Annotated in this window: 19 protein-coding genes; 14 read left to right on the forward strand and 5 right to left on the reverse strand. The window is 69.8% G+C overall.

Annotated elements, in window-relative coordinates; genetic code table 11:
• Positions 1 to 3: 3 nt before the first annotated feature.
• Positions 4 to 2,559, reverse strand: a complete 2,556-nt coding sequence (gene lanKC, locus AB0B64_RS35975) for a class III lanthionine synthetase LanKC (protein WP_357951211.1) — start codon at positions 2,557 to 2,559, stop codon at positions 4 to 6.
• A 73-nt stretch (positions 2,560 to 2,632) separates the two neighbouring features.
• Complete coding sequence (locus AB0B64_RS35980) at positions 2,633 to 3,736, reverse strand: histidine kinase (protein ID WP_357951208.1); 1,104 nt, start codon at positions 3,734 to 3,736, stop codon at positions 2,633 to 2,635.
• Positions 3,737 to 3,971: 235 nt separating this feature from the next.
• Here AB0B64_RS35980 and AB0B64_RS35985 point away from each other — a divergent pair, with 235 nt between their 5' ends.
• From AB0B64_RS35985 to AB0B64_RS35995, 3 genes are all read left to right on the forward strand, one after another.
• On the forward strand, positions 3,972 to 4,940 hold the full coding sequence (locus AB0B64_RS35985; RefSeq protein ID WP_358183027.1) for an aldo/keto reductase: 969 nt from the start codon (positions 3,972 to 3,974) through the stop codon (positions 4,938 to 4,940).
• A 64-nt stretch (positions 4,941 to 5,004) separates the two neighbouring features.
• Complete coding sequence (polX, locus tag AB0B64_RS35990; protein ID WP_358183030.1) at positions 5,005 to 6,687, forward strand: DNA polymerase/3'-5' exonuclease PolX; 1,683 nt, start codon at positions 5,005 to 5,007, stop codon at positions 6,685 to 6,687.
• 622 nt (positions 6,688 to 7,309) lie between these two features.
• Positions 7,310 to 8,071, forward strand: a complete 762-nt coding sequence (locus AB0B64_RS35995; RefSeq protein WP_358183033.1) for a hypothetical protein — start codon at positions 7,310 to 7,312, stop codon at positions 8,069 to 8,071.
• A gap of 84 nt (positions 8,072 to 8,155) precedes the next feature.
• Here the strand turns inward: AB0B64_RS35995 and AB0B64_RS36000 are convergent, their stop codons facing one another.
• A complete protein-coding gene (locus tag AB0B64_RS36000) occupies positions 8,156 to 8,773 on the reverse strand; it encodes a hypothetical protein (RefSeq protein WP_357951197.1) in 618 nt (205 codons plus the stop codon).
• A 286-nt stretch (positions 8,774 to 9,059) separates the two neighbouring features.
• On the opposite strand from AB0B64_RS36000, the gene AB0B64_RS36005 reads away from it, so the two are divergent.
• From AB0B64_RS36005 to AB0B64_RS36025, 5 genes are all read left to right on the forward strand, one after another.
• Positions 9,060 to 9,467 (forward strand): cupin domain-containing protein, encoded by a 408-nt coding sequence (locus AB0B64_RS36005; RefSeq protein ID WP_357951195.1) that lies wholly within the window; start codon positions 9,060 to 9,062, stop codon positions 9,465 to 9,467.
• A 336-nt stretch (positions 9,468 to 9,803) separates the two neighbouring features.
• A complete protein-coding gene (locus AB0B64_RS36010) occupies positions 9,804 to 10,130 on the forward strand; it encodes a carboxymuconolactone decarboxylase family protein (RefSeq protein WP_357951193.1) in 327 nt (108 codons plus the stop codon).
• Positions 10,131 to 10,159: 29 nt separating this feature from the next.
• Entirely contained in the window at positions 10,160 to 10,885 is a 726-nt protein-coding gene (locus AB0B64_RS36015; protein WP_357951190.1) for an SDR family NAD(P)-dependent oxidoreductase, read from the forward strand.
• A gap of 342 nt (positions 10,886 to 11,227) precedes the next feature.
• Complete coding sequence (locus AB0B64_RS36020) at positions 11,228 to 12,274, forward strand: sulfite oxidase (RefSeq protein WP_358183037.1); 1,047 nt, start codon at positions 11,228 to 11,230, stop codon at positions 12,272 to 12,274.
• Positions 12,275 to 12,418: 144 nt separating this feature from the next.
• On the forward strand, positions 12,419 to 13,984 hold the full coding sequence (locus AB0B64_RS36025) for a wax ester/triacylglycerol synthase family O-acyltransferase (protein ID WP_357951185.1): 1,566 nt from the start codon (positions 12,419 to 12,421) through the stop codon (positions 13,982 to 13,984).
• Here the strand turns inward: AB0B64_RS36025 and AB0B64_RS36030 are convergent.
• Complete coding sequence (locus AB0B64_RS36030) at positions 13,922 to 14,467, reverse strand: helix-turn-helix domain-containing protein (protein ID WP_357951183.1); 546 nt, start codon at positions 14,465 to 14,467, stop codon at positions 13,922 to 13,924. The genes AB0B64_RS36025 and AB0B64_RS36030 overlap by 63 nt on opposite strands.
• Before the next feature lie 59 nt (positions 14,468 to 14,526).
• Positions 14,527 to 15,483 carry an alpha/beta hydrolase family protein gene (locus AB0B64_RS36035; RefSeq protein ID WP_358183041.1) on the reverse strand — a complete coding sequence of 319 codons (957 nt, stop codon included), beginning with the start codon at positions 15,481 to 15,483 and terminating at the stop codon, positions 14,527 to 14,529.
• Positions 15,484 to 15,519: 36 nt separating this feature from the next.
• Between AB0B64_RS36035 and AB0B64_RS36040 the strand changes: the two genes are divergently transcribed.
• The 6 genes from AB0B64_RS36040 to AB0B64_RS36065 all read left to right on the forward strand — a co-directional run.
• Positions 15,520 to 16,464 (forward strand): aldo/keto reductase, encoded by a 945-nt coding sequence (locus AB0B64_RS36040; protein WP_357951177.1) that lies wholly within the window; start codon positions 15,520 to 15,522, stop codon positions 16,462 to 16,464.
• Between the two features lie 231 nt (positions 16,465 to 16,695).
• Complete coding sequence (locus tag AB0B64_RS36045; protein ID WP_358183046.1) at positions 16,696 to 18,057, forward strand: cytochrome P450; 1,362 nt, start codon at positions 16,696 to 16,698, stop codon at positions 18,055 to 18,057.
• Positions 18,054 to 19,043 carry a terpene synthase family protein gene (locus AB0B64_RS36050; RefSeq protein ID WP_357951171.1) on the forward strand — a complete coding sequence of 330 codons (990 nt, stop codon included), beginning with the start codon at positions 18,054 to 18,056 and terminating at the stop codon, positions 19,041 to 19,043. Before AB0B64_RS36045 ends, AB0B64_RS36050 begins: the two co-directional genes overlap by 4 nt.
• Positions 19,040 to 20,599 carry a prenyltransferase/squalene oxidase repeat-containing protein gene (locus tag AB0B64_RS36055; protein WP_358183049.1) on the forward strand — a complete coding sequence of 520 codons (1,560 nt, stop codon included), beginning with the start codon at positions 19,040 to 19,042 and terminating at the stop codon, positions 20,597 to 20,599. Before AB0B64_RS36050 ends, AB0B64_RS36055 begins: the two co-directional genes overlap by 4 nt.
• A gap of 178 nt (positions 20,600 to 20,777) precedes the next feature.
• Positions 20,778 to 23,117 carry a nitrate- and nitrite sensing domain-containing protein gene (locus AB0B64_RS36060; RefSeq protein WP_358183053.1) on the forward strand — a complete coding sequence of 780 codons (2,340 nt, stop codon included), beginning with the start codon at positions 20,778 to 20,780 and terminating at the stop codon, positions 23,115 to 23,117.
• The coding region (locus AB0B64_RS36065; protein WP_358183056.1) for a roadblock/LC7 domain-containing protein at positions 23,114 to 23,317 on the forward strand (204 nt) is incomplete at its 3' end. The genes AB0B64_RS36060 and AB0B64_RS36065, both read left to right, overlap by 4 nt.

Raw genomic sequence — 23,317 nt, forward strand, 5'->3', positions numbered from 1 at the left:
GGTTTACACCTCCTTCTGGGACTGGTTGGAGACAGGCCGCCGGTCGGCGGCGGCCTCGAGGAAGGGCAGGCGTCCCGGCTGTTCGCCCATCACTGTGCCGAGGGCGAACAGGACGCCTGCCGTTCCGGTCGCGAAATCCATGGAGAGGCGCAGCAACTGGTCGCCGGGGAAGGCCAGGCCTCCGCCGTACGGCAACGCGTGCCAGCGCAGACCCTTGATCTGAGCCTCAGAAGGACCATCGAGCCCGCAGCCGAGCGCGGCGACGATGCCCGCGCGCCCGGTGAACAGCCCCGGCTGGACGAAGAACCCCGACCGCGCGACCAGTCGCAGATCACGCAGCGCGGTGGCGAACTCCTCGTCCTCCCGGTGCGCCAGGTAGCGGGCGAGCACCAGGCCGATCCCGACGGACCCCTCGTCCAGGTACGGCAGCAGCCGCCAGCCCTGGTTCACCTGGAGTGAGCCGTCCTCGGCCGCGCGGCAGCGGCGCAGGTCCTGCCGGAGCGCGACGGCGGCCAGGTCGAGCAGCGCCGCGTCACCGGTGCGCTCATAGGCGTGCAGGAACAGCAGGGCGGGTCCGCAGGAGCCGTACATGAGCCCGGCCCGCGGATTCGTGCCGCCACTGAGCTCAGGGACGTCGTCGGCGCCGCCGAGCCGGTCCGCGCAGATGTCGACCGCTTTGAGCGCGCTCCGTTCCAGCTCGGGCTCGCCCAGGTGGAAGAGGTTCAGCCCGATGCCGGACAGGCCGGAGAAGAGGGCCGATTCCAGGCCGTCCCACTTCTCACGCAGACTGATCTCGACCACGTCGAGCGCGTCCTGCCGGTGGCCGAGCAGGTCGAGGGTGTAGGCGATGCCGTGCAGGCCGTCGTAGAAGCCGAGGCCGGAGCCGGACACCGGGCGCTTGGCCCGCGCGAGCAGCCAGCTCTCGTACTCGGGGAAGCGGCCGGTTCCGGTCGCGGCCAGGGCGTACAGGACGCCGGCGGCGCCGTAGGCGAGGTTCAGGCCGCCGCCCGGCTGGAACTGGGCCACGTCGCCGGGGAAGAGCCGGTCGTCGCGGCCGGGTGTTGCGGATGTCCGGATGGCCCGGCACATCGCGGCGCGCAGTTCGGGCCAGGTGGCGCTGCCGGGCATCGGCAGGGCGCGCATCTCGCCGTCGTCGCGGTCGTCGCCCGCGATCGTGGACACGGCCGGCGCGATCTCGCGGGTGAAGGTGTCCGCCACGATCTCGCCGAGGTGCGCGACCTTGGCCCGGTGCAACGGCAGCATGATGGTGCACTGCGGGGCGAACAGCCCGAGCCGCAGGCAGGCCATCGCGTACCTGTCGACGTCGGTGCCCCGACGGTCGGCCGGCGCCGCGTACGCGGGATGGGCCAGCGCGGCGCGGCCGCCCTCCTCGGCGAGCGTGGCCACCTCGTAGTCGATGAGCACGACCCGGCCGCTCTCGGTCAGCAGGATGTTGTCGGGATGCAGGTCGCCGAAGACCACGCCGCGCTCGTGCAGCGACGCCAGCGCCCGGTCCACCCGGTCCAGGGTGTCGAGGGCCCAGTCGGTGTAGCCGGCGAGGTCGTCCGGCGTACACGTCGCGCGGGTCAGCGGGTATCTGTGCACCAGGCGGCGTTGCAGCGTGGTCCCGTCGACGAACTCCTGCACCAGGAAGTGATGCTCACCGAGGGTGAAGTAGCCGAGCAGCTCCGGCGCCGCGGACAGCCCGGCCAGGCGGCTCAGTATGTCGCGCTCGTGCGTCAGCCGCGCCACCGCGTCCCGTCCCGCGTTGTCGAGCCCGGCGTACGGCCTGGCCTCCTTCAGCACGACCCGGTCACCGGTTCGCTGGTCACGGGCGAGGTAGACGCCGCCGCCGTTGGAGAAGTGCAGCACGTTCTCGATCTCGTACGGCAGGCCGGTCGTGGTCACGGCGTTGCGCGCGGCGAGATGAGGCTCAAGGAACTCGGGCAGCGTGGTCCAGGGCGGCACCGAGAACGTGGCGCCCCGCACGTCGGGCACGAGCTGTCCCCCGCCGTCCTCGACGGCCAGCACCCGCTCGCCGCCGGACAGGCAGTGCCGCTCGGCGAAGCCGCCGTAGCGGACGAACAGCGGTCCCTCGCCGTAGCGCAGGTCGCTCAGGATGTACGGGCCGCGTACGTCGCGCAGGAGTTCGTGCAGCTCTTTGAGAACGAGTTCGAGCTGGCTCTCGTCCCTGGGATAAATGGTGACCAGTTTGCCGCTCGACGCCCTGGACGCGGCCTTGGAATTGAGCATGACCAGGACCGGCAGGCCGCGCAGGAACTTGAACGCGATCCCGCGGGGCAGGCAATAGTCCCAGACGGCCGCCAAGGCCCGTTCGGCGTCGTCCACGCGGGCCGAGACGTGAATCTTCCAGCCCTGGGAGGGCAGGGGCGCCACTCCGCCCGGCGCGTAATAGCACCAGGTCTCCGTCGCCTCGTGCAGCCATCCTTCGGGGACCGGCCGGTGCGCGATGGGAAAGTCGGCGTCCTCGGCGGTGCTGTGCTCGAGGGTGTCGTAGAAACGACCGTCCGCGAGGCAGTACAGCTCATACTGGTCCATCCGGTGCGACCTCCCGTGCGTTGTCAATAAGAGAATGGCAACGCACGGACAAGGCGTCTAGTAACACACGACATTATCGAGGTGTGCTTACCTCATAGGCATTTGTGAATTTCACACGTTTGTTTATCTGGGGCACATATACCGAAAAGGTGAATTGCCCGCTGCGGACCGCGGTGATCTCCAGCCAGCCGCCCACATCGGCCATCCGCTCGGTCAGGTTCATCAGCCCTTGGCCCGACTCTCCCGCCCTGCGTACCGGGTGGACGCCGTCGTTCTTGATCGACAACCGGACCAGTTCGTCGCGTTCGAGCAGCTGGATGGCGCACTGTCGCGCCTCCGCGTGGCGCAGCACGTTGGTCACGCCTTCGCGCAGGGCGTGCGTGAGCGCGTCGGCGACGTCACCGGGCAGGTCGGGGCACGCCACCCGGATCTGGCACCGCACTCCCACCGACTCAAGCAGGGCGCGCGCCGAGCTCATCTCCACCTCCAGCGAGGAGCGCCGCCCGCCGTGGGCGACGGCCCGTACGTCCCCCGCCAGGGTGCGCAGCAGCTCGAGGGTCTCGCCGACCTCCAGCTTGGCCTTCTCGTTCTCCTCGTCCACCAGCCGATCGATGAGCTGCGTCTTCAGCACCAGGGCGGTGAGCCGGTGGCCCACCAGGTCGTGCAGGTCCCTGCTGAAGCGGCGGCGTTCGAGCGCCACGGTCGTACGGATGGCGTCGGTCCTGGCGCAGGCCAGCCACTGCGCCCGCACGGCCAGGCTCACCAGGGCGTACTCCATCAGGCCGAGCACCGGGGCGGCCAGCGCCCACCCACGGTCGGCGAGCCCTTCATGGGGAGCCGCGAGCAGGACCGGCCCGCAGCACACGGCCAGCGCCACCAGCGTGGCCGACCTGATGCGCCCGGCCACCACCAGCAGCGCGCCGGCCAGCAGCCCGCACATCGGCGTCCACGCCGCCCCGAACAGGGCCAGCGGCACGTACGTCAGCCAGGCCTGCACGCCGACCAGCCACCACCCCCCGGTCCTGCCGGCCAGCGTCCCCAGCACGAACTGGGCGTGCACGGCCAGCAGGAGGAGCAAGGCCACCGAGGCCGCCGGCGAGAATCCCGAGCCGGCGAGCTCTGCCTGCACCGGAACCGTCACGGTGAGCAGCCCCGCCATCAAGGTCAGCCAGGCCATGTCCAGAGGAGAAGAGGGAATGTCGCCGAGAAGACGCAGCCGAGGAGCCGGCTCGCTTCCTAATCCATTCACTTGTCCCCCGTCGCGCTGCGTCACGAGCACCGAACCGTCCGTTGTCCCTCTCCAATCGACCCGATGTACCGCGTTCTGTAAAGCGCAATGTCGGCTTCGAGCAGAACTTTCTGCCCGCACCCGCCTGACTTAGGCCGCGTGACGTCGTCATAGGGTTGCCGCTATGGATTACAGACGACTTGGTGACACCGGCCTGCGGGTCTCGCGCATCTGCCTCGGCATGATGAGTTTCGGGGATCCGGCCAGGCAGGAGTGGGCGCTGCCCGAGGACCAGGCCGAACCGCTCGTCCGCCGGGCAGCCGACGGTGGGGTCACGTTCTTCGACACAGCCGACGTTTACAGCGCCGGCGAGAGCGAGGTCGTGACCGGAAACCTGCTACGCAAGATCTTCCCCAGGCGCGAGGACTACGTACTGGCCACCAAGGTCTATTTCCCGATGGGCAAGGGAGGCAACGACCGGGGCCTGTCGCGCAAGCACATCTTCGACGCGATCGACGCCTCGCTGCGCCGGCTGGGCACCGACTACGTGGACCTCTACCAGATCCACCGGTGGGACGACGAGACGCCCATCGAGGAGACCATGGAGGCGCTGCACGACGGGGTCAAGGCGGGCAAGGTCCGCTACATCGGGGCCTCGTCGATGTGGGCGTGGCAGTTCGCCAAGGCCCAGCATGTGGCGCGGGAGAACGGCTGGACCAGGTTCGTGTCCATGCAGAACCACTACAACCTGCTCTACCGGGAGGAGGAGCGGGAGATGCTCCCGCTCTGCGCCGACCAGGGCGTGGGCGTGATCCCGTGGAGCCCGCTGGCGCGCGGCGTGCTGGCCCGCGCGGGCGCGGCCCAGTCGACGACCAGGGCCGGCTCCGACGCGCGCATCGACGCCCTCTACGACCCCGAGAACGACCGGCTCATCCTTGACCGGGTGGCGGAGCTCGCGCGCGAGCACGAGCTGCCGGCCGCCCAGATCGCCCTGGCCTGGGTGCTCCAGCAGCCGACCGTCACGGCCCCCATCGTGGGCGCCACCAAGCCGGGCCATGTGGACGACGCGCTCGCCGCGGTGTCGGTGTCGCTTTCTGACAAGGACCTGGCCTCCCTCGCGGAGCCTTACCGGCCGCGCGAAGTGCGTATGTAGCCCCGCGCCGCCGTCGCGCGCATCGGCCTCGCCGTTTGTCGGAGGGGATCCCTAAGCTGGCTCCATGGCTAGGGCTAACGATGATGCGGCGGCGGCGCTCTCCGAATACGCGGAGCTGTTCGCGCTGACCGGCGGCGACGCGTTCCGGGTGCGGAGCTACCAGAAGGCCGCCAAGGCGATCGCCGGGTTCCCCGAGGACATCTCGGTGGCCGACGTCCGGAGTGTGCCGGGCGTGGGCGAGGCGATCGCCAAGAAGATGGAGGAGTTCCTGCAGCGCGGGAGCTTCCGCCAGCTCGACGACCTGCGCGGGCGGGTGCCCGAAGGGGTGCGGCGGCTGACCCGCGTGCCGACGCTGGGGCCGAAGACGGCGATCATGCTGTTCGAGGACTACGGCATCGACTCGCCCGTGGCCCTCGGCGAGGCGATCACCTCCGGGCGGCTCGACGGCGTCAAGGGGCTCGGCCCCAAGACCCTCGCCAACCTCCTCAAGGGCATCGAGCAGCTCGAGCAGTCGGGCCGCCGGGTGCACATCGGCGTCGCCATGTCCCTGGCCGAGCAGGTGATGGCCTCGCTGAAGGCCGAGCGGATCGCCTACGCCGGGTCACTGCGGCGGATGAAGGACACGATCGGCGACATCGACATCCTGGCCGTGGCGCCCGAGTCCATCATGGCGGACTTCCGCGCCCAGCCCTATGTCGCGGAGATCATCGCGGCGGGCGACAAGAAGACGTCGATCCGCACGACGTCGGGCCTTCAGGTGGACCTGCGCGTGGTGCCGGCCCAGTCGTGGGGCGCGGCGATGCAATACTTCACCGGCTCGAAGGAGCACAACGTCGCCATCCGGGAGATGGCGGTGAAGAAGGGCTGGAAGCTCTCCGAATACGGACTGTTCGAGGGTGAGACGGTGATCGCCTCGGAGTCCGAGGAGGACATCTACGCCGCGCTCGGCATGCAGTTCGTACCCCCGCCCATGCGCGAGGACGGCGGCGAGGTGAAGGCCGCGCTCCGCCACGAGCTGCCGGATCTCCTCCAGCTCCCCGACCTCAAGGGCGACCTGCACACGCACACCAACCTGACGGACGGCATCGCCTCGCTGGCCGACATGGTGGCGGCGGGACACGCCCGCGGCTACCTCTACTACGCCGTCACCGACCACGCCCCCGACCTGGCCATGCAGCGGATGACCCTGGACAAGGCGCTGGAGCAGCGGCAGCAGGTCGCGGAGCTGCAACAGAAATATCCCGACATGCGGATCCTGCACGGCACCGAACTCAACATCGCCCCCGACGGCTCCGTCGACTGGCCCGGCGAGATCCTCCGCGAATTCGACGTGTGCGTCGCCTCGGTCCACTCGCACTTCGGCATGTCCCGCGACGAGATGACCCGCCGCTTCATCGCCGCCTGCGAAAACCCGTACGTGGACATCATCGGCCACCCGACCACCCGCAAGATCGGCAAGCGCCCGCAGGTGGACGCCGACTGGGACGCCGTCTTCCGCGCGGCCGGCCGCACTGGGACGGCCATGGAGATCGACTCCTTCCCTGACCGCTCGGACCTGCCCGCGGACCTGGTCCGCCTGGCCAAGCACCACGGGGTGAAGTTCTCGATCGACAGCGATTCACACGCCATCCCCCACCTGGCCAACCAGCGGTTCGGCATCGGGATCGCCCAGCGCGCCTGGCTGACCACGGATGACGTCATCAACACCTGGCCGCTCGAGCGCCTGCTCGCCTTCCTCGGCCGGTAGGAGCGGCCATCGCCTGCTCGCTTTCGTCGCCGACAGGCGCGGCCATCACCTGCTCGCCTTCCTCAGCCGACAGGCGCGGCCATCGCTCGATCGCCCGCGCGGAACGGGCTCAGGCGCAGTGATCTCTCAAGACACCCCCTGAGCCGCCGCGCCGCGCGACTCCTTCGCCACCTCCAACCTCAGGTGCGTGGCGAACGGAGACCCGGGCACCTGAGTCCGGTGCGGCCGGACCTGCTCGCTCCCGACCTCGAACAACCTGATCCCTTCCCCCATTGGTACGGGCGCCAGATGGATACGCAGGTCTGGATGCGCAGGTCGTCGATGAGCCCGGCACGTAGAAACCCGCCGTCCGATATCGGCCCCGCCACCGATCGCGACGCCCCGATCCCCGGCCACCGCCCGAGCCCGCGCCAACGCACTCTCAACACCATCGGTGAACGTCCTCAACACCGTCAGTGACGAACGTGAACGGCGAGCCGTCCCTGACCCACTCCTCCGGCGGCTGAGGAGTCATCACAAGACGGGGCAGTCCACCCGGAGAATGACCACCCACAGGTGGATGTGGCCACCAACGGATTACGCGAAAGTAGTCCCACCTTCACCCCACGAAAGGACGGCGATCATGCCACCGGCGCCCAAGCGATCGAGAGCCCGCAAGATCTGGACCCGGGCTCTCGCAGCGCTGGCCGTGCTGCTCGTCGCCGCCGTCGCCGGCGTGGCGGTGGCCTACCCCTCCGTGGCCGCCACGACGTGCCCCGGCTGCTACGGCCTGACTGAGCTCCGCCCCGGTGTCTACATCGAGCGCGACCTATCGCCCCAGCAACGTTCACAGGTCAGCCAGACGGTTGACGCCGCCACGAAGAGGGTCGACACCTTCTACGGCGGCAGAAAGAGCTCACCCAGCCTGCTCATCTGCGCCACCGAGGAGTGCTACCAGCACATCGGCGGCCACAAGGAGCGTGGCATCGCCGTTCTGAACCGCTCCGTAATGCTGTCGCCTCGCGGCCTCGACGCAGTGATCGCTTCACACGAGATGTCCCACGTCGAGCTCCACACCCGCCTCACCTCCGGGGCAGAGGTCCCGCAGTGGTTCGACGAGGGCCTCGCCGTAGTCGTCTCCGACGACCCCCGCTACCTCGCCCCGCGAACGACCGGCGACCGCTGTCTGGTCCTACCGACCGCTCCGTTGCCCGTCTCTTTAGACGAGTGGCTGAGTACGGCCAGCAAGGATACGAACACGTATGCCAAGGCCGCCTGCCAAGTAGACCGCTGGCTCCGAGCCAACGGGGATCGGCAGGGCTTGGAGTCCCTCATTCAGCACCTCAACACCGGCGAGACCTTCGACTCCCTCGTCCCCAATCGAGCACCCGATCATTCACCCTGAGCTCAACCTAGCCCATCAGCGTCCCCGAACGGCGGACCCGGAGAGCCTGCGCAAGCAGCCCATCAGCCACGCCCTGCGGGAAGCTCAAGCGGCCTGTGGGGGCGAATACAGCCACGGGTCGCGCAGGTCGAAGTAGGTGAGTTCGCCGTCGAACAGGTCCTTCCACTGCTCGAAGAGCTCCCGCATCTCGGCCGGGAGCTCCTTGCCCTCGCCGTCCCTGGCCGCCTGCTCAGAGGTGAAGTACGCGACCTCGGTGTATCCGCCGTCCCCGTGCAGCGCGGCGAACCCGCCGATGAGGTCGGGCCGGAATGCGGCCATGTCCCGCTCGCTCTGGGCGGTGATCTCCCGCATCCGCTGGAAGTCCCGGACCCGGCCCTGCATCACCTGGACGAACCCCGCCGCATCGGACCCGCCCTTCAGATACGTGTACGCCTCGGCGCAGTCGTGGAAGGTGACCTCGCCGCTGAAGAGCTTCTGGGTCTCGGCCCACCACTGACCCTGCTCCGGCCGCTCGCTGTTGCGCCGCGCCGCCTCCTGCGACTCGAAACGCACCGTGTTCACGAACATGCCGTCGTCTGTCACGCCGGCCGTCGTACCGAGCCAGCCGTCCACCCCTGGCGCGAGCTCGGCGTGCCATCGGTCCAACGCCGCCCGCATCTCGCCAACGTCCCCGACCTGTCCCTGAATGACCTGGATGAACATCGCGGCCCCCTCGCTGTGTACCTGAAATCCACGCTAGGAGTCCGCCCGTGAAGGTCGAGATGTCGAGGCCCCATGCCATGCCCAAAACTTGCCGCCGCTCCGTTGACCTCGGCCAACGGGACTCCAACCGAGGGGGTACTGCCAGTACACCTTTCGACAGGACCTGTTTGCCTGGACGTAAAGCCGGTTACCTGAAAGGGCACCGAACTCCTCGCGCAGGTCGACGCCGCCCGGCCTGGCCCACACCTGACACAGCTCACAACCTCGTACGTCTAAGAGAAACACCATGGAATTCGTCAAACAGCAGGCCACCACCAAGGCCCCCGCGGACTGGTTCACCGGCGACGTCTGGTTCGACGTGATCTACGCGGGCCAGGAGCCGTCCCGGATGCGTGCCAACATGGTCCGTTTCTCCCCCGGCGCCCGTACCCACTGGCACTCCCACGTACTGGGCCAAACCCTGCACGTCGTGTCCGGCGTCGCGCTGATCGGCACCCGCGACGGCACCGTATTCGAAGCCCATCCCGGCCAGACCGTGCGCTGCCCCCCGAACGAGGAGCACTGGCACGGCGCCACCCCCGACCGCTTCATGGAGCACCTGGCCATGTGGGAAGGCGCGGGCGACGGCAGCACCGAAACCACCTGGAACGAGCCGGTCACCGACGAGCAGTACAACCGCGCCCGCAGCCACTGACCAGGTAAACCCGTCCTTCTTCCCGCTCCGACAGCAGCAGTGCCGAGGTACACCGGCGATCCCGGTCCCGGAACCCAGACCCGGTTCCGGGTCTGGGTTCCGGTTCCGGGTCTGGGTTCCGGGTCCGGGTCCGGTTCCGGGTCTGGGTTCCGGTTCCGGGTCCGGGTCTGGGTTCCGGGTCCCGGATCCGGGTCTGGGCCCGAGTCCCGGACCCGAGTCTCCGTTCCGGGTCCCGGATCCTGGTCTGGGTTCCGGGTCCCGATCTTGGTTCCGGTCTCGGTTCCGCAGCGGCCGCCGCGCCGCAGGGCCGAAGGACGGCCAGCGAAAGGATCTTCGATGACCGAGCAACCCCGGCAGATCGGCGGCGGACGCCGCATGATCGGCGATTTCGCGCCGAAGCTCGCCGAGCTCACCGACGACGTCCTGTTCGAGGACGTGTGGAATCGTACAGAGCTGGCCGCCCGCGACCGCAGCCTGATCACCGTCGCCGCCCTCGTCGCCGGCGGCGACGCCGATCAGCTCCGCTTCCACCTCGGGCGCGCCAAGGAGAACGGCGTCACCGAGACCGAGCTCATCGAGGCGATCACCCACCTCGCCTTCTACGCCGGCTGGCCGAAGGCCATGACCGCGATCACGACCGCGAAGCAGGTCTTCTCAGGTTGAGCCCCGAGACGAAAGCAGGTGGTGAACTCTTGAGCCGGATCCTGGTGACCGGTTCCGCGGACGGTCTTGGGCGTGCCGCGGCGGATGCGTTGTTGTCCGCGGGACACGACGTGGTGGTGCACGCCCGCAACCGGGAGCGTGCGGCCGGCCTCGACGCGCTGGTCGAGCGTGGGGCACACCTCGTGGTGGGCGACTTCACCGAGCGTGATGCCGTCCGGCGCATCGCAGCCGAGCTGAACGAGGCGGAGCCGCTCGACGCGGTCATCCACAACGCCGGCGTGTGGAGCGGACCCGCGGTCATGCCGGTCAACATCATCGCACCGTATCTGCTCACGGCCCTGGTGCGTGGGCCGCGCCGTCTGGTGTACCTGAGCAGCAGCTCGCATTTCGACGGGCGCCCGTCGCTCACCGGAGTCGACTGGCGAGGCCAGAGCGCCGGCTCGTACTCCGACAGCAAGCTGTTCGTCACCACGCTCGCGGCCGCCGTAGCTCGCCTGCGTCCCGGGGTGCCGAGCAACGCCGTGGATCCGGGCTGGGTGCCGACGAGGATGGGCGGACCGAGCGCACCGGACGATCTCGAGCTCGGCCACCAGACACAGGAATGGCTCGCCTCCAGCGACGAACCCGAGGCCCTGACCACCGGCGGCTACTGGTACCACCGCCAGCGGCTGCAGCCGCATCACGCCGTCCACGACGAAGCGTTCCAGGACCGCCTCCTGCAGAGGTTGGCCGAGGAGACCGGCACCGCGCTGTGAAAGGCGACACGAGCTGGGCGACGGAGCTGATCGACAGAGCTGATCGACAGAGCTGATCGACGATGTCAGGCTCGACGGCGGCCCCCGCCCAGCGCCGAACCTGGCCCGGTTCATCTTCCTTGTCCCCCGTGCCCGCTTATTCCACGGGATAAGCGGCTTACCGCGAGCAGATGCGCCACGCCGGCCTGCACGGAAACCAGGCGACCTCCCCCGCGACCTCATGACGCCTCCTGCGCGATTCACCATCACCTGGAAAGGTGGTGGCGCCAGCCTGGCACGGACTCCGCCACAGCGATTAAATGGTTTCCCTGTAGGAAATACATGCTGTGGAGGTAGCGGCCCATGGAGCAAGCTCTTGCGACGATCGTCAAACTGCTGCCGGCCCAGCTGTTCACCGTGCACGACGGCAGCGCCGAGATGCGGTGGGAAGCCATGGCCGGGCAGGGATACCACACCCCTATAGACCGATTTTTCGTGCGAAATCATACGTACACGCCCCGCATCGACCCCACGACCTGGCGGCTGCGGCTCCACGGGCCCGGGCTGCGATGTCCGGGCGAGTACGACTACGACCAGCTCCGTGCCATGCCGTCACGCACCGTCGACGTCGCGATCGAGTGCGCCGGGAACGGCCGACGCCTGTACGCGACGCAGCAGCGCAACCCGGCCCCGGGCACGCAGTGGGGACTGGGCGCGATCGGGGTGGCGCGGTGGCGCGGGGTGCCGCTCAGTTACCTGCTCCGGCACGCGGGACTGCGGCCCGATGCCGTGGACCTGCTGCCGAGTGGTCTCGACGCGCCGTTCGAGGACTACGGGCACGTACGCCGGCCGCTCCCGGTCGACAAGGCCATGGCCGACGTGCTCGTCGCGTACGAGATGAACGGCCGGCCGCTCCCGCCCGACCACGGATTTCCGGTACGCCTGGTGGTGCCGGGCTGGGTGGGAATAGCGTCGATCAAATGGCTGGGTGATATCGAGGTGGCGACCCGAGAGCTCACTTCCCCGTGGAACACCGTCTTTTACCGCGACGTGACGACCCAGCCGGTGAAGAGCGCTTTCGAGCTGGCGTGGAATGCGCGCCTGGTGGTCGGCCGGCCGCACATCCTGCACGGCAGATCGTGGTCGGGGCGGGGACGGATCGTCCGCGTCGAGGTCAGCGTAGACGGCGGGCTGAGCTGGCGGCGGGCCGTACACCACGGCCCGCACCTGGTCAGCGCCTGGTTGCCGTGGCACATCGGCTGGACGCCCCGGCGGCCGGGGTCGTACGAGCTGATGGCGAGGGCGACCGACGAGACGGGCGAGACGCAGCCGCTGACGACGCCGCACCACCCGTTCGGATATCACTTCGACGCTGTCGTGCGGCACCCCGTTTCCGTTGTCCACGGATAGGGAATTGTCACCGATCGGGGGTGAGCTGCGCATTTACTAAATGATGGCACAGCGCATCCGAATTCATCTGGAAGACTCTCGCGGAAACGTCGCGGCAATCCTCGCATGTGATGGTGGCCAGATTCCGTGAGAAAGGGAGAGCAGATGCGCCAGCTCACCGCACTCGACGCCCAGTTCCTCAACGTCGAATCCGCGACCACCGCCGCCAATGTGGCGGGCCTGGCGATCCTCGACCCCTCCGAGGGCCGTGTCACCCGTGACAATCTCGCGGCCCTGCTGCTGGAGCGGCTGCATCTGTCGCCGGCGCTGAGCCTGCGGCTGGCGGAGGTCCCGTTCGGGCTGGACCGGCCCTACTGGGTGCCCGACACCGAGTTCGACATCGGCAACCACCTGTTCGAGACGACACTGCTCCCGCCCGGCGGCGAGCGGCAGCTGGCCGAGACGGTGGCGGCGATCCACGCCCGGCGGCTCGACCGGGCCCATCCGCTGTGGGAGATGCACCTGATCAACGGGCTGGCCGACGGCCTGGCCGCCGTCTACACCAAGGTGCACCACGCGGCCATCGACGGCGTCTCCGGCGCGGAGACGCTCGCCACCCTGCTCGACCTCTCCCCCGACGCCTGCGACCCGCTGCCGGCCGGCTGCCGGTCAGGCCGCACACCGCACCAGGCGAACCGGCCGGACCAAACACCACACGAGACGGACCAGACGCCGGGCAAGGCGCTGGACCTGGTCCCCGAAGGGCAGGCGCCCGGCCTGGTGGGCATGCTGGCCGCCGCCGCCGTTCAGACCGCGACCCACCCCATGCGCGCCATGCGCTCGGTGGTCAAGGCGGCCGGTGACCTCGACGCGATCCCCCTGGCCTCCGCCCTTCCCGGCTCGCGGCTGATCGCCAGGGCGGCCAGGTTCGTCGTCGGCGACGACACGCGGCGCCCCGAGCTGCCCGGCCTGACCGTCCCGCGCACGCCGTTCAACGGGCCGATCAGCGGGCGGCGCCATCTGTCGTTCGGGTCGGTCTCGCTCAAGGATGTCAAGAGCGTGGCCAAGGCCAACGGGATGAGCGTCAACGACATCGTGATGGCCCTGTGCACGTCGGCGCTGCGGTCGTGGCTGGAGGAGCGGAACGCGCTGCCCGACGAGCCGCTGGTCGTCGCGGTCCCCGTCGCGGTCCGTACGGCCGGCGCCGGGGAGACGGTGGGCAACCAGATCTCCGCCATGATCGCCCCGATGCCCACGAACGTCGCCGACCCGGTGCGACGCCTGCGGGCCGTCGGCGCCACGATGAGCGCGGCCAAACGGCGCTTCGCCCTGGCGCCGCCCACCTGGGTGAACGAGCTGTGCTCGCTGCTGCCCGCGCCCATCACCAGCCTGGCGACTCCGGCGATCTTCCGGCTTGCCTCGGTGACGTTCCCGCCGATCAACCTGATCATCAGCAACGTGCCCGGTCCGCAGTTCCCGCTGTACCTGTGCGGGGGACGGGTCCTGTCGTACTACCCGCTGTCGGTGCTGACCGACATGAGCGGCGGCGTGAACATCACCTGCTTCTCCTACGACGGCATGCTCGACTTCGGCGTGGTGGCCTGCCCCGAGCGGATGGACGACGTGTGGGGGCTGCTCTCCCACCTGGAGACGGCCCTCGACGAGCTGTCAGACGAGCGAGTGGGCGATGAGTTCCGCGACCGCGTCGGGATCGATCTGGTGGCCGGTTAGCTGACACAGGTTCTCCTGGTAGAGCAGTACGGCCGCGAACGTGGCCGCCGCCACCTCCAGCCGGGCCGCGTCGCCCCGAGCGCCCGGTAGCGCCAGCTCCAGCGCGAACCTGGCCCGGCTGATCAGCTCGCCGTTGAGCCGGCCGAGCCGTTCCTTGACCGAGCCGTGCGTGTCGGCCTCGCGGAACAGGATGCGGCGCATCGCCGGCGAGGCGCGCAGCGGCAGCCTGCGGGCCAGCCGCGACAGTGTGCCCGCCGGGTCGCCGGGCACCGCGTCGACCTCGTGCCCCTCCTCGACCAGCGTGCGTTCGTCGATGAGCGCCACCAGGACGTCGATCTTGCGCGGGAAGTAGTGGAAGATCAGCCCCTTGGGCACCGCGGCCAGCCGAGCGATGACCGCGGTCGGCGTGGCCTCGTAACCGCCACCGGCGAACAGCTCCTCCGCCGCGTCCAGAATGCGCGTCCGCGCGTCACCGACCTCCACAGCCGCACCCTAGCGTCCCCCTGTAGCCCCTGGTAAGGGCACGGAAGTCGACGACATCCTCACTGGGCGCCGATGGCCCGGCTGAGCATGGGGTAGGCCCGGTGCAGCTCCCGCTGCCAGGACTCGTGGTTGTGCCCGCCGCGATAGAAATGCGTCCGTACGGGCACACCCAGCCGCTCAAGCCGCCCCGCGAACGCCCGTGCGGCCCGGTTGGCGAGGTCCTCGACCAGGTCGCCCGCGCCCGCGGCCACGTACAGCTGAACCCCCTTGAGCTTCCCGGCCTGGTCGTAGGGGTTGTGGGCGCGCCAGACGGAGCGCTGCGCGGCCGGATCCCCCCAGACGCGCTTCCAGTCGGTGCCGAAGCAGCCGATCGTGGTGCCCGCCATGACGGCCTGCGGCACGCCGGGTTCGAGGATGTGCACGGCTCCGCTGAAGGAGGCCGCGGCCTTGAAGTACCCCTTGGCGGCGTACAGCATCGCGCCCTGACCGCCCATCGAGTAGCCCGCGACGGCCCGCTCCCGCCCGGCGCGGTAGCGGGATTCGAGCAGCGGCAGCAACTCCTTGAGGTGGTACGTCGCCCAGCGCGGCGGGCCGCCGTCGCCGCCGTTCCACCAGTCGGAGTAGCTGCCGCACTTGCCGCCGTCGGGCATGACGACCATCAGCCCGGAGTTGCGGGTGAGCGCGTCGACGTCGGTCTTGGCGGTCCACGAGGCGTAGTCGTCGAGGCCGCCGTGCAGCAGCCAGAGCACCGGCCAGTCGCGCCGCGACTCCCATCCCGAGGGCAGCAGCAGCCTGACCTTCGTCGTGCCGGCCAGCGCCGGCGACCTGATCGTCAGCTCCATCCTGCGCTCGTCGAGCCGCTTCTCCTCGACGACCTCGGCCACCTCGCCCGCCCGCGCGCCGCTCGACGGAGCCGGCCGGGGGGCGGGCTCACGACCACGATTGAGCAGTACGGCCACCGCCACCACCACGAGAAGGCCGCCGACGACCAGGCAGCCGCGTAACCGGGGTGCCATCGAAGCCTCCCCTTTCGATGCGCGGATAATAGCCGGATGAGATCTTCTGAGTTGAGATCAATCGCCACTACGGACCTGTCCGTGTTCCCGATATGCCTGGGCACCAACGTCTTCGGCTGGACCGCCGACCGGGCGGCGTCCTTCGAGGTGCTCGACGCGTACATCGAGGGCGGCGGCAACTTCATCGACACAGCTGACGTCTACCCCTACTGGGCCACCGGCGAGTCCACCTCCGAGACGATCATCGGTGAGTGGATGGCGGAGCGCGGCAACCGCGACTCGATCGTGCTGGCCACCAAGGTCGGCATGCTGGAGGGCGTGAAGGGCCTGGCGCCCGCGACCATCCGTACCGCCGTCGAGGACTCACTGCGCCGGCTGCGTACCGACCGGATCGACCTCTACTGGGCGCACGTCGACGACAAGGACACCCCGCTGGCCGACACGCTGGCCACGTTCGGGCAGCTGATCGAGGAGGGCAAGATCCGCCACATCGGCGCCTCCAACTACGGCGCCGAACGGCTGGCCGAGGCGCTGCGGGTGGCCGACGACGAGGGTCTGCCGAGGTATGTCGCGCTGCAGCAGCAGTACAGCCTGATGGAGCGCGACTACGAGGGCGGGCTGCGCGACGTCGTGGCCGCGGAGGGGCTGTCCAGCACCCCCTACTCCACGCTGGCCCGCGGCTTCCTGACCGGCAAGTACGCCCCAGGAGTTACGGTCGACAGCCCGCGCGCGGGACAGGCGGCCAAATACCTGGAGACGGAGCACGGGCCGCGGACGATCGAGGCCCTCACCAAGGTGGCCGCCGAGCACGACGTCGAGCCGGCGGCGGTGGCGCTGGCCTGGCTCGCCGCCCAGCCCACGATCACCGCGCCGATCTCCAGCGCCCGCGACGCCAGGCAGCTCCAGCCGCTCCTCACGGCGGCCGCGCTCACGCTGACCGCCGACGAACTACGCCTTCTGGACGAAGCCTCCCGCCCCTGACCACCTCACGACCGCCGGGTCGCTCGACAAGCCTCGGACCGGCCGAACCGGATCGAGCAGCGGGCGACCACGTCGCCGACCGGCCTGACCACGGGGAACCGGCCACAACTCATCGGGAGCTCCCACCTGGCTTCGATCTTGAAACTTCCCTGACGATCATGTGATACTTCACGCGATAGCTTACTTTTGTCAGGAATGTCCGTCATGTGAGACGGGGCGATGGAGGAGCACGTGGCAGCCAGCGCCCCAGGCCTCGCAGCCAGGACCCTGCCCTTCCTCCGCTCATTGGCCAGGCACGCGCGCACCCCCGTCCGCGCCTTCCAGGAGGCGAGCGACCGGGCCCGTGGCGAGCTCGTCCGGCTGAACATGGGCCCGTTCCGCCCCTACCTGGTGACCCACCCCGACCACGTCCAGCATGTACTGCGCCGCAACCAGTCCAACTACCTGCGCGAAGGCATGTTCTGGGACCCGCTCGCCCCGCTCATCGGCAACGGCATCCTGTCCGACGGCCCCACCTGGGCCGACAGCAGGGCAATCCTGCAGCCCCTGTTCACCGCCAAGTACGTCGACTCGCTGGCCGGGCGGATGGCCGGGATCATGACCGAGCTGATCGAGACCGTCATGGTCCCCGGGCGGCCGTTCGACATCGCCGAGAGCGTGTCGGCCATCGTCCACCCGACCATCGTGCGACTGCTGCTCGGCGCCAAGCTCCCCGCGGCGGACGTCGACCGGCTGGCGCCCGCCTACGACACCGGCGTCACCGCCAGGTCCATCCGGCTGCTGCTGCCGTTCGTGCCCCAGGGATTCCCGCTGCCCGGCGACCGGGCGTTCAAGCGGGCCATCAGGACCATCGACGACGTCGTGTATCCGACGATCCGCCACGCGCGGACGCAGGCGCAGGAGGACGGCGACGTCGTCTCGGCGTTGTGCCGGGCCCGCCACGGCGACGTGGGCGCCGACGGCGACCGGCGGATCCGCGACGACCTGGTGGCCATCCACGGGGCCGCCACCGAGACCTCCGCCACCGCGCTGACCTGGGTGTGGCCGGTGCTCGACGCCCATCCGGAGGTGGCGGCGAAGGTGTACGAGGAGGTCGAGCGGGTCGTCGGCGCCGGGCCGGTCACCACGGACCACCTGCCGCGGCTCACGTACCTGCGGATGTTCCTGGAGGAGTTGCTGCGGCTCTACCCGCCGGGCTGGATCCTGCCGCGTACGGCCCACGCGGACGACGTCATCGACGGGATCAGGATCGAGGCGGGCAGCACCGTCGTGCTCAGCCCGTTCCTGACCCATCGGCTGGCGGACTGGTGGGAGCGGCCGCTCGACTTCCTGCCCGAACGGTTCGCGCCCGCGGACCAGGCTCATGGCGGGGGCAGGCGGCACCGCTACGCCTACTTCCCCTTCGCCGCCGGGCCGCACGTCTGCCTGGGGCCGCACCTGTTCATGATGGAAGCGCTGCTGCTGGTGGCGGGGGTCCTCAGCAAATACCGGCCGGTGCTGGACGCCGGCGGACCGGTCACTCCCCGGCCGGCCTCCACGCTGCGGCCGGCCACCGGCCTGTCGATGACGCTCGTGCCGGTCGGCCGCCGATGACACACTCCCCCACCGGCGTCCAGACGGGCGCCGGCTTCCGAACGGGCTCCCCAACCGGCTCCACGACCGGCCTTCCGGCTGACCCACCGACCGGTCCACCAACAGGCGCCGAGCTGGGCAGAACGTGCGCGCTGGCCGTGGAGTGCGCCCGTGACCTGTCCCGTCATGCCCGGCGGTACGGCGAGCTCTTCCCGGCCCGGCCGTTCGACGCGGGCTTTTTCCACTCCCTCGGGCTCGTCAGCGCCTTCGGCTCGCCCTGGGCCAGCACCGCCGAGCTCCGGGCGGTCAGCCGGGCGGCGCTGTGGGTGTTCGCCGTCGACCTGCGCATCGACCACATCGCCGAATCACGCGCGGAGGTCACCACCCTGGTCGGCGACTGCCTGGACGTGGCCGGCGGCGCCACGCCCCTGAGCCCGATCACCCGCTTCCTCGCCGACCTCCGCGACGGCCTCCGGTACGGCTTCCCAGACGATCCCGAGGAAGCCGGTCGGCGACGCGACGGATCCCGTGACGGTTTCCAGAACGAACCGGCAGACGCCGCCTGGCGCGACCAACTCGCGCGGATGCTGACCGCGATGGCCAAGGAGTGGGACTGGCGCGCCGCCGGAGCCCGGCCCGGCCTGGAGGAGTACCTGGACAACGCGGCCGGCACCGGCTCGTCCTTCGTCAACCTGTCGCACTGGATCTCCACCGGCGAGCCGCTCGAACCGGCCAGCCGGGCCGGCGAAGAGGTACAGCGCTACCTACGGCTGCTCAACGACCTGGCGACGGCCGACAGGGAGGCCCGCTGGGGCGACGCGAACGCGCTCACGCTGGGCATCAGACCTGCCGACGTGAGCGAGCGCATGGCCGGGATCGCCGCCCGGGCCGCCGAACTGATCCGGCCACTGCGGGCGACCGGCCCGCGCGCCGCGTACTACCTGGAGCGGCAGCTGACCTTCAACACCGGCTTCTACGGCATGTCTGATTACTGGGGTGAGCTGTGAACTACGCCCGCGAAGCCGACGAGCTGGTCGCCACGCTGATGGCCAGACCGTGGGGGCAGGTCTCCGCGTCGATCTACGAGACAGGACGCCTGGTCACGCTGGCCCCCTGGCTCACCGGCCACCGGGAGCGGATCGACTACCTGCTGGCCACGCAGCGGGCCGACGGCTCGTGGGGGGCACCCGACGGCTACGGCCTCGTTCCCACCCTGAGCGCCACGGAAGCGCTGTTCAGCGCACAGGCCGAACGCCCGGAAAACGGTTCACGACGCGAGACCCCGCCGAGCGGGGAACACCTCGGCCAGGCCGCGCGCAAGGGGCTCGACGCGCTGCGCGGCTGGCTGTCGCGCCCCGTCGAGGTGCCGGACATGCCGGCCGTGGAGCTGATCGTCCCGTTCCTGATCACTCTCATCAACGCCCATCACCCCGGCGAACCACTGCCGTTGCCGTCGGGGATGGACTACTCGCGCGTCGAGCGCATCAGGCAGGCGGTCGCGTCGGGCGCGGAGTTGCCGCAGAAGCTGCTGCACGCACTGGAGGTGGCCGGCCCGGACGCGGGCGGCGCCCGCGCGGTGCGGCCGACGGCGATCGGCACGATCGGCGCCTCGCCCGCCGCCACCGCCGCCTGGCTCGGCAGCGTCCTGCGGCACGCCCCCGACCGGCCGGGTGGCGCGCTCCTGGACGCCACCCAGGCCCGATCCCACCTGGAGGCCGTGGCGACTCGCTACGGTGGCCCGGTCCCGGTGGGGCTGCCCATCACGGTCTTCGAGCGCGGCTGGGTGCTGAGCTATCTGGCCAGGGCGGGCGTCCCGGTCGAGGTGCCGCCGGAGATGGTGGCCGACCTCAGGGCGGCGATGGGCCCCTCGGGCACGCCCGCCGGTCCGGGGCTGCCGGCCGACGCCGACACGACGTCGGTGGCGCTGCACGCGCTGGCCCGGCTCGGCATGCCGTACGACCCGGAGATCCTGATGGCGTTCGACACGGGAGCGCATTTCTGCACCTGGCCGGGCGAGGACGGTTTCTCCATCAGCGTCAACGCGCACGTGCTCGACGCGTTCGGGGCGTACACGACGGCCCGGCCCGAGCGGGCGGGCTCCTATCGGCCGGTCATGGCACGCCTGGGCGCGCTACTGGCCGAGCGTCAGCAGCCCGACGGGAGCTGGGACGACCGCTGGCACGCCTCCCCTTATTACGCCACGGTGAGCTGTGTGCTGGCCCTGAGCGAGTATGGCGGGCAAGACCGGGCCCGGCCGGTGGCCAGGGCGCGTGACTGGCTGCTGGCCACCCAGCGGAGCGACGGCTCGTGGGGCCGCTGGGAAGGCACGATCGAGGAGACCGCCTACGCCGTCCAGGCGCTCCTGCTTCCCGGTTCGGCCAGGAACATCGGCTACGAGCAAGCCGCCTCTCGAGGGCACGCCTACCTGCTCCACGCGAACAACGGGCCAGACTATCCGCCTCTATGGCATGACAAGGACCTTTACAGTCCTTTCGCCGTGGTAAGAGCTGCCGTCCTGGCCGCACTCCATCTGGGCAGCAAAGTGAATTTGATAGGACAATAAGGGCATAACAGTATTTCCACTGATTGCGTCGGCTTGAGTACACTTTGCGGCGTTGCTAAGGTATGCCGCGTGCTCGGGCATTCAAGAAGCTCATCAATGCTCTGACTCCGGGCTTTACGCAATAATTCCTGCAGGATGGCTTCATATGCGCTTCCGTAGCTCTAGCGTGCGGACAAAAGTGACCGCCCTACTGGTGTCGCTGGTCGCACTGTGGGGGTTCGCCGCCTGGGTGACGCTGCGCGAAGGTGTGAACCTGATCGGTGCCACCACTGTCGACAGCGGAGCGGTGCAGCCGGCCGAACGGTTATTGGCCGAGCTGCAACGCGAGCGACGCCTCACGTTGGTCTCCCTCGGCTCCGGCACACGGATGCCCGACCGGGCCGTACGCGAGCAGCGCTCGAAGACCACGGCCGCTCGCGCCGAGTTCATCGAGTCGGCCACCAGTTCCAGCGTCGAACTGGCCGCCGACGCCTTGCTGACCCAGCGTCTGAACGAGGCGTACCGCAGCCTGGCCGACCTGGAGAACGTCAGGAAGGCGATCGACGGCGGCCGGCCGGATCGCCGCGCGGCGGCCGCCTCCTACAACGACATCATCGACGCCCTCTACCGCATGTTCGACGGTGTGGCCTCGCTCGACGACAAGGAGATCGCCAAGGATGCCCGCACGGTCCTGCTGGTGAGCCGGTCGAGCGAGTACCTGGCCCGCGAGGACTCGCTCGTCGCCGGGGCCCTGGCCAGAGGCGCCTTCACCGCCACCGAACACACCGACTTCGTGCAGATCGCCGGCGTCTCCCGTTTCAACCTGGAACAGGCCGCCCGCCAGCTCCCCACCGAGGACAAGGCCGAATACGACGCGTGGCTCAAGTCCAAGTCCACCACGCAGCTGCGCGCGCTGGAACAGCGGCTCATCCAGCAGGTCGACACGGGCCTGCCGCCGCCCGTGACCGGCGCCGAGTGGCGGGCCGCGGCTGAACCGGCCCGCGCGGGCCTGGAGAAGGTCATCGCCGACGGCGGCGACCGGCTGGTGGCCAGGGCCATTCCCGGCGCCATCGGGGTTCTGCTCCGGCTGCTCCTGGCGGGCGGACTCGGCCTGGTCGCCGTCGTGGCCTCCATCGTCCTGTCCATCACCACCACGAGGCAACTGCTGGCGCAGCTCAAGAAGCTGCGTGACGCCGCGCACGAGCTGTCCGACGAGCGGCTGCCCCGTCTGGTGGAGCGGATCGGGCACGGCGAGGAGGTGGACCTGGCGCGCGAGGCCCCGTCGCTGGACTTCGGTGACGACGAGATCGGGCAGGTCGGCCAGGCGTTCAACACCGTGCAGCGCACAGCGGTCAGCGTCGCCGCCGAGCAGGCCGAGCTGCGGCGCAGCATCCGCGACATCCTGCTCAGCCTGGCCCGCAGGACCCAGGGCCTGGTGCACCGGCAGCTGACCGTGCTCGACGTGATGGAGCGGCGTGAGACGGACCCCGAGGAGCTGAAGGAGCTCTTCCGGCTGGACCACCTGGCCATCCGGATGCGGCGCAACGCCGAGAACCTCATCGTGCTGTCCGGCTCCTCCCCAGCCCGTGTCTGGCGCCGCTCGGTGCCGATGGTCGACGTCGTACGCGGCGCGCTGGCCGAGGTGGAGGACTACACCCGGGTGACGCTCATGCCGATGGGCGACGTCGTGCTGCTGGGCCGCGCCGTGGGTGACGTCATCCACCTGCTGGCCGAGCTGATCGAGAACGCGGCCTCCTTCTCCCCGCCCTACACCACCGTCGAGGTCCGCGGGCAGCTGGTGGCCAACGGCTACGTGGTCGAGATCGAGGACCGTGGGCTCGGCATGAAGCCGGAGGACCTGGAGTCCGCCAACGAGCGCATCGCGGACCCGCCGGAGTTCCGCATCACCGGCACCGCGCGCCTGGGACTGTTCGTGGTCAGCCGCCTGGCCGGGCGCCACGGGATCCAGGTCGTGCTCAAGTCCTCACCGTACGGGGGGACCACGGTCGTGGTCCTGATCCCCCAGGAGCTCGTCCAGCTGGGAGAGGCGCCGGAGGAGGGCGATGAGCCGGCGCGGCTGCCCCGCAGGAAGGCGGTCACGACGGCGGCGCGGACGGCCGCTCCGGAGAACGTGCGCCGGCTGACGGTGGCTCCGCCCCGTGACCCCGCCGAACCGGAGCCCGCACGGGAGCGCGTCCGTCCGGGGTCTGAACGGGAACGCGTCCGCCCGGAGTCTGAACAGGAGCGCGTCCGTCCGGAGCCGAGGCGCGCGCGACCGGAGCCCGCACAGGATCAGCCCCCCGCCGAGTTCACCCCGTCCGGCCTGCCCTTGCGGGTGCCACAGGCCAGCCTTGCCCCAGCCCTGCGTGACGAGGCGCCCGCCACGCGACCGAACCCCGAGGAGGACGATGACGAACGCTCGCCAGAAGAGATCCGCGCGATGATGGGATCTCTGCAGTCGGGCACCAGGCTGGGCAGGACCGAAGCGGCCAAAATCATGGACGGGCTCGAAGGAGAGCAACCGGGAGGCGAGACGTGACACCTGGTTCCGGCACGGATCTGAACTGGCTGCTCGATGATCTGATCGGCCGGGTCAAGGAGGCCGAGCACGCCATCGTCCTGTCTTCCGACGGGCTGCTGATGGCGTCGTCCGCGGCGTTGCCGCGGCCCTCCAGCAGGTGGACTCCGGCGAGATCGTCGGATTCTCGCCCGGGTGAGCGGGCTCAGGGGAGCCGGCTT

Source organism: Nonomuraea sp. NPDC049129, assembly GCF_040648495.1.
Taxonomy (GTDB): Bacteria; Actinomycetota; Actinomycetes; order Streptosporangiales; family Streptosporangiaceae; genus Nonomuraea.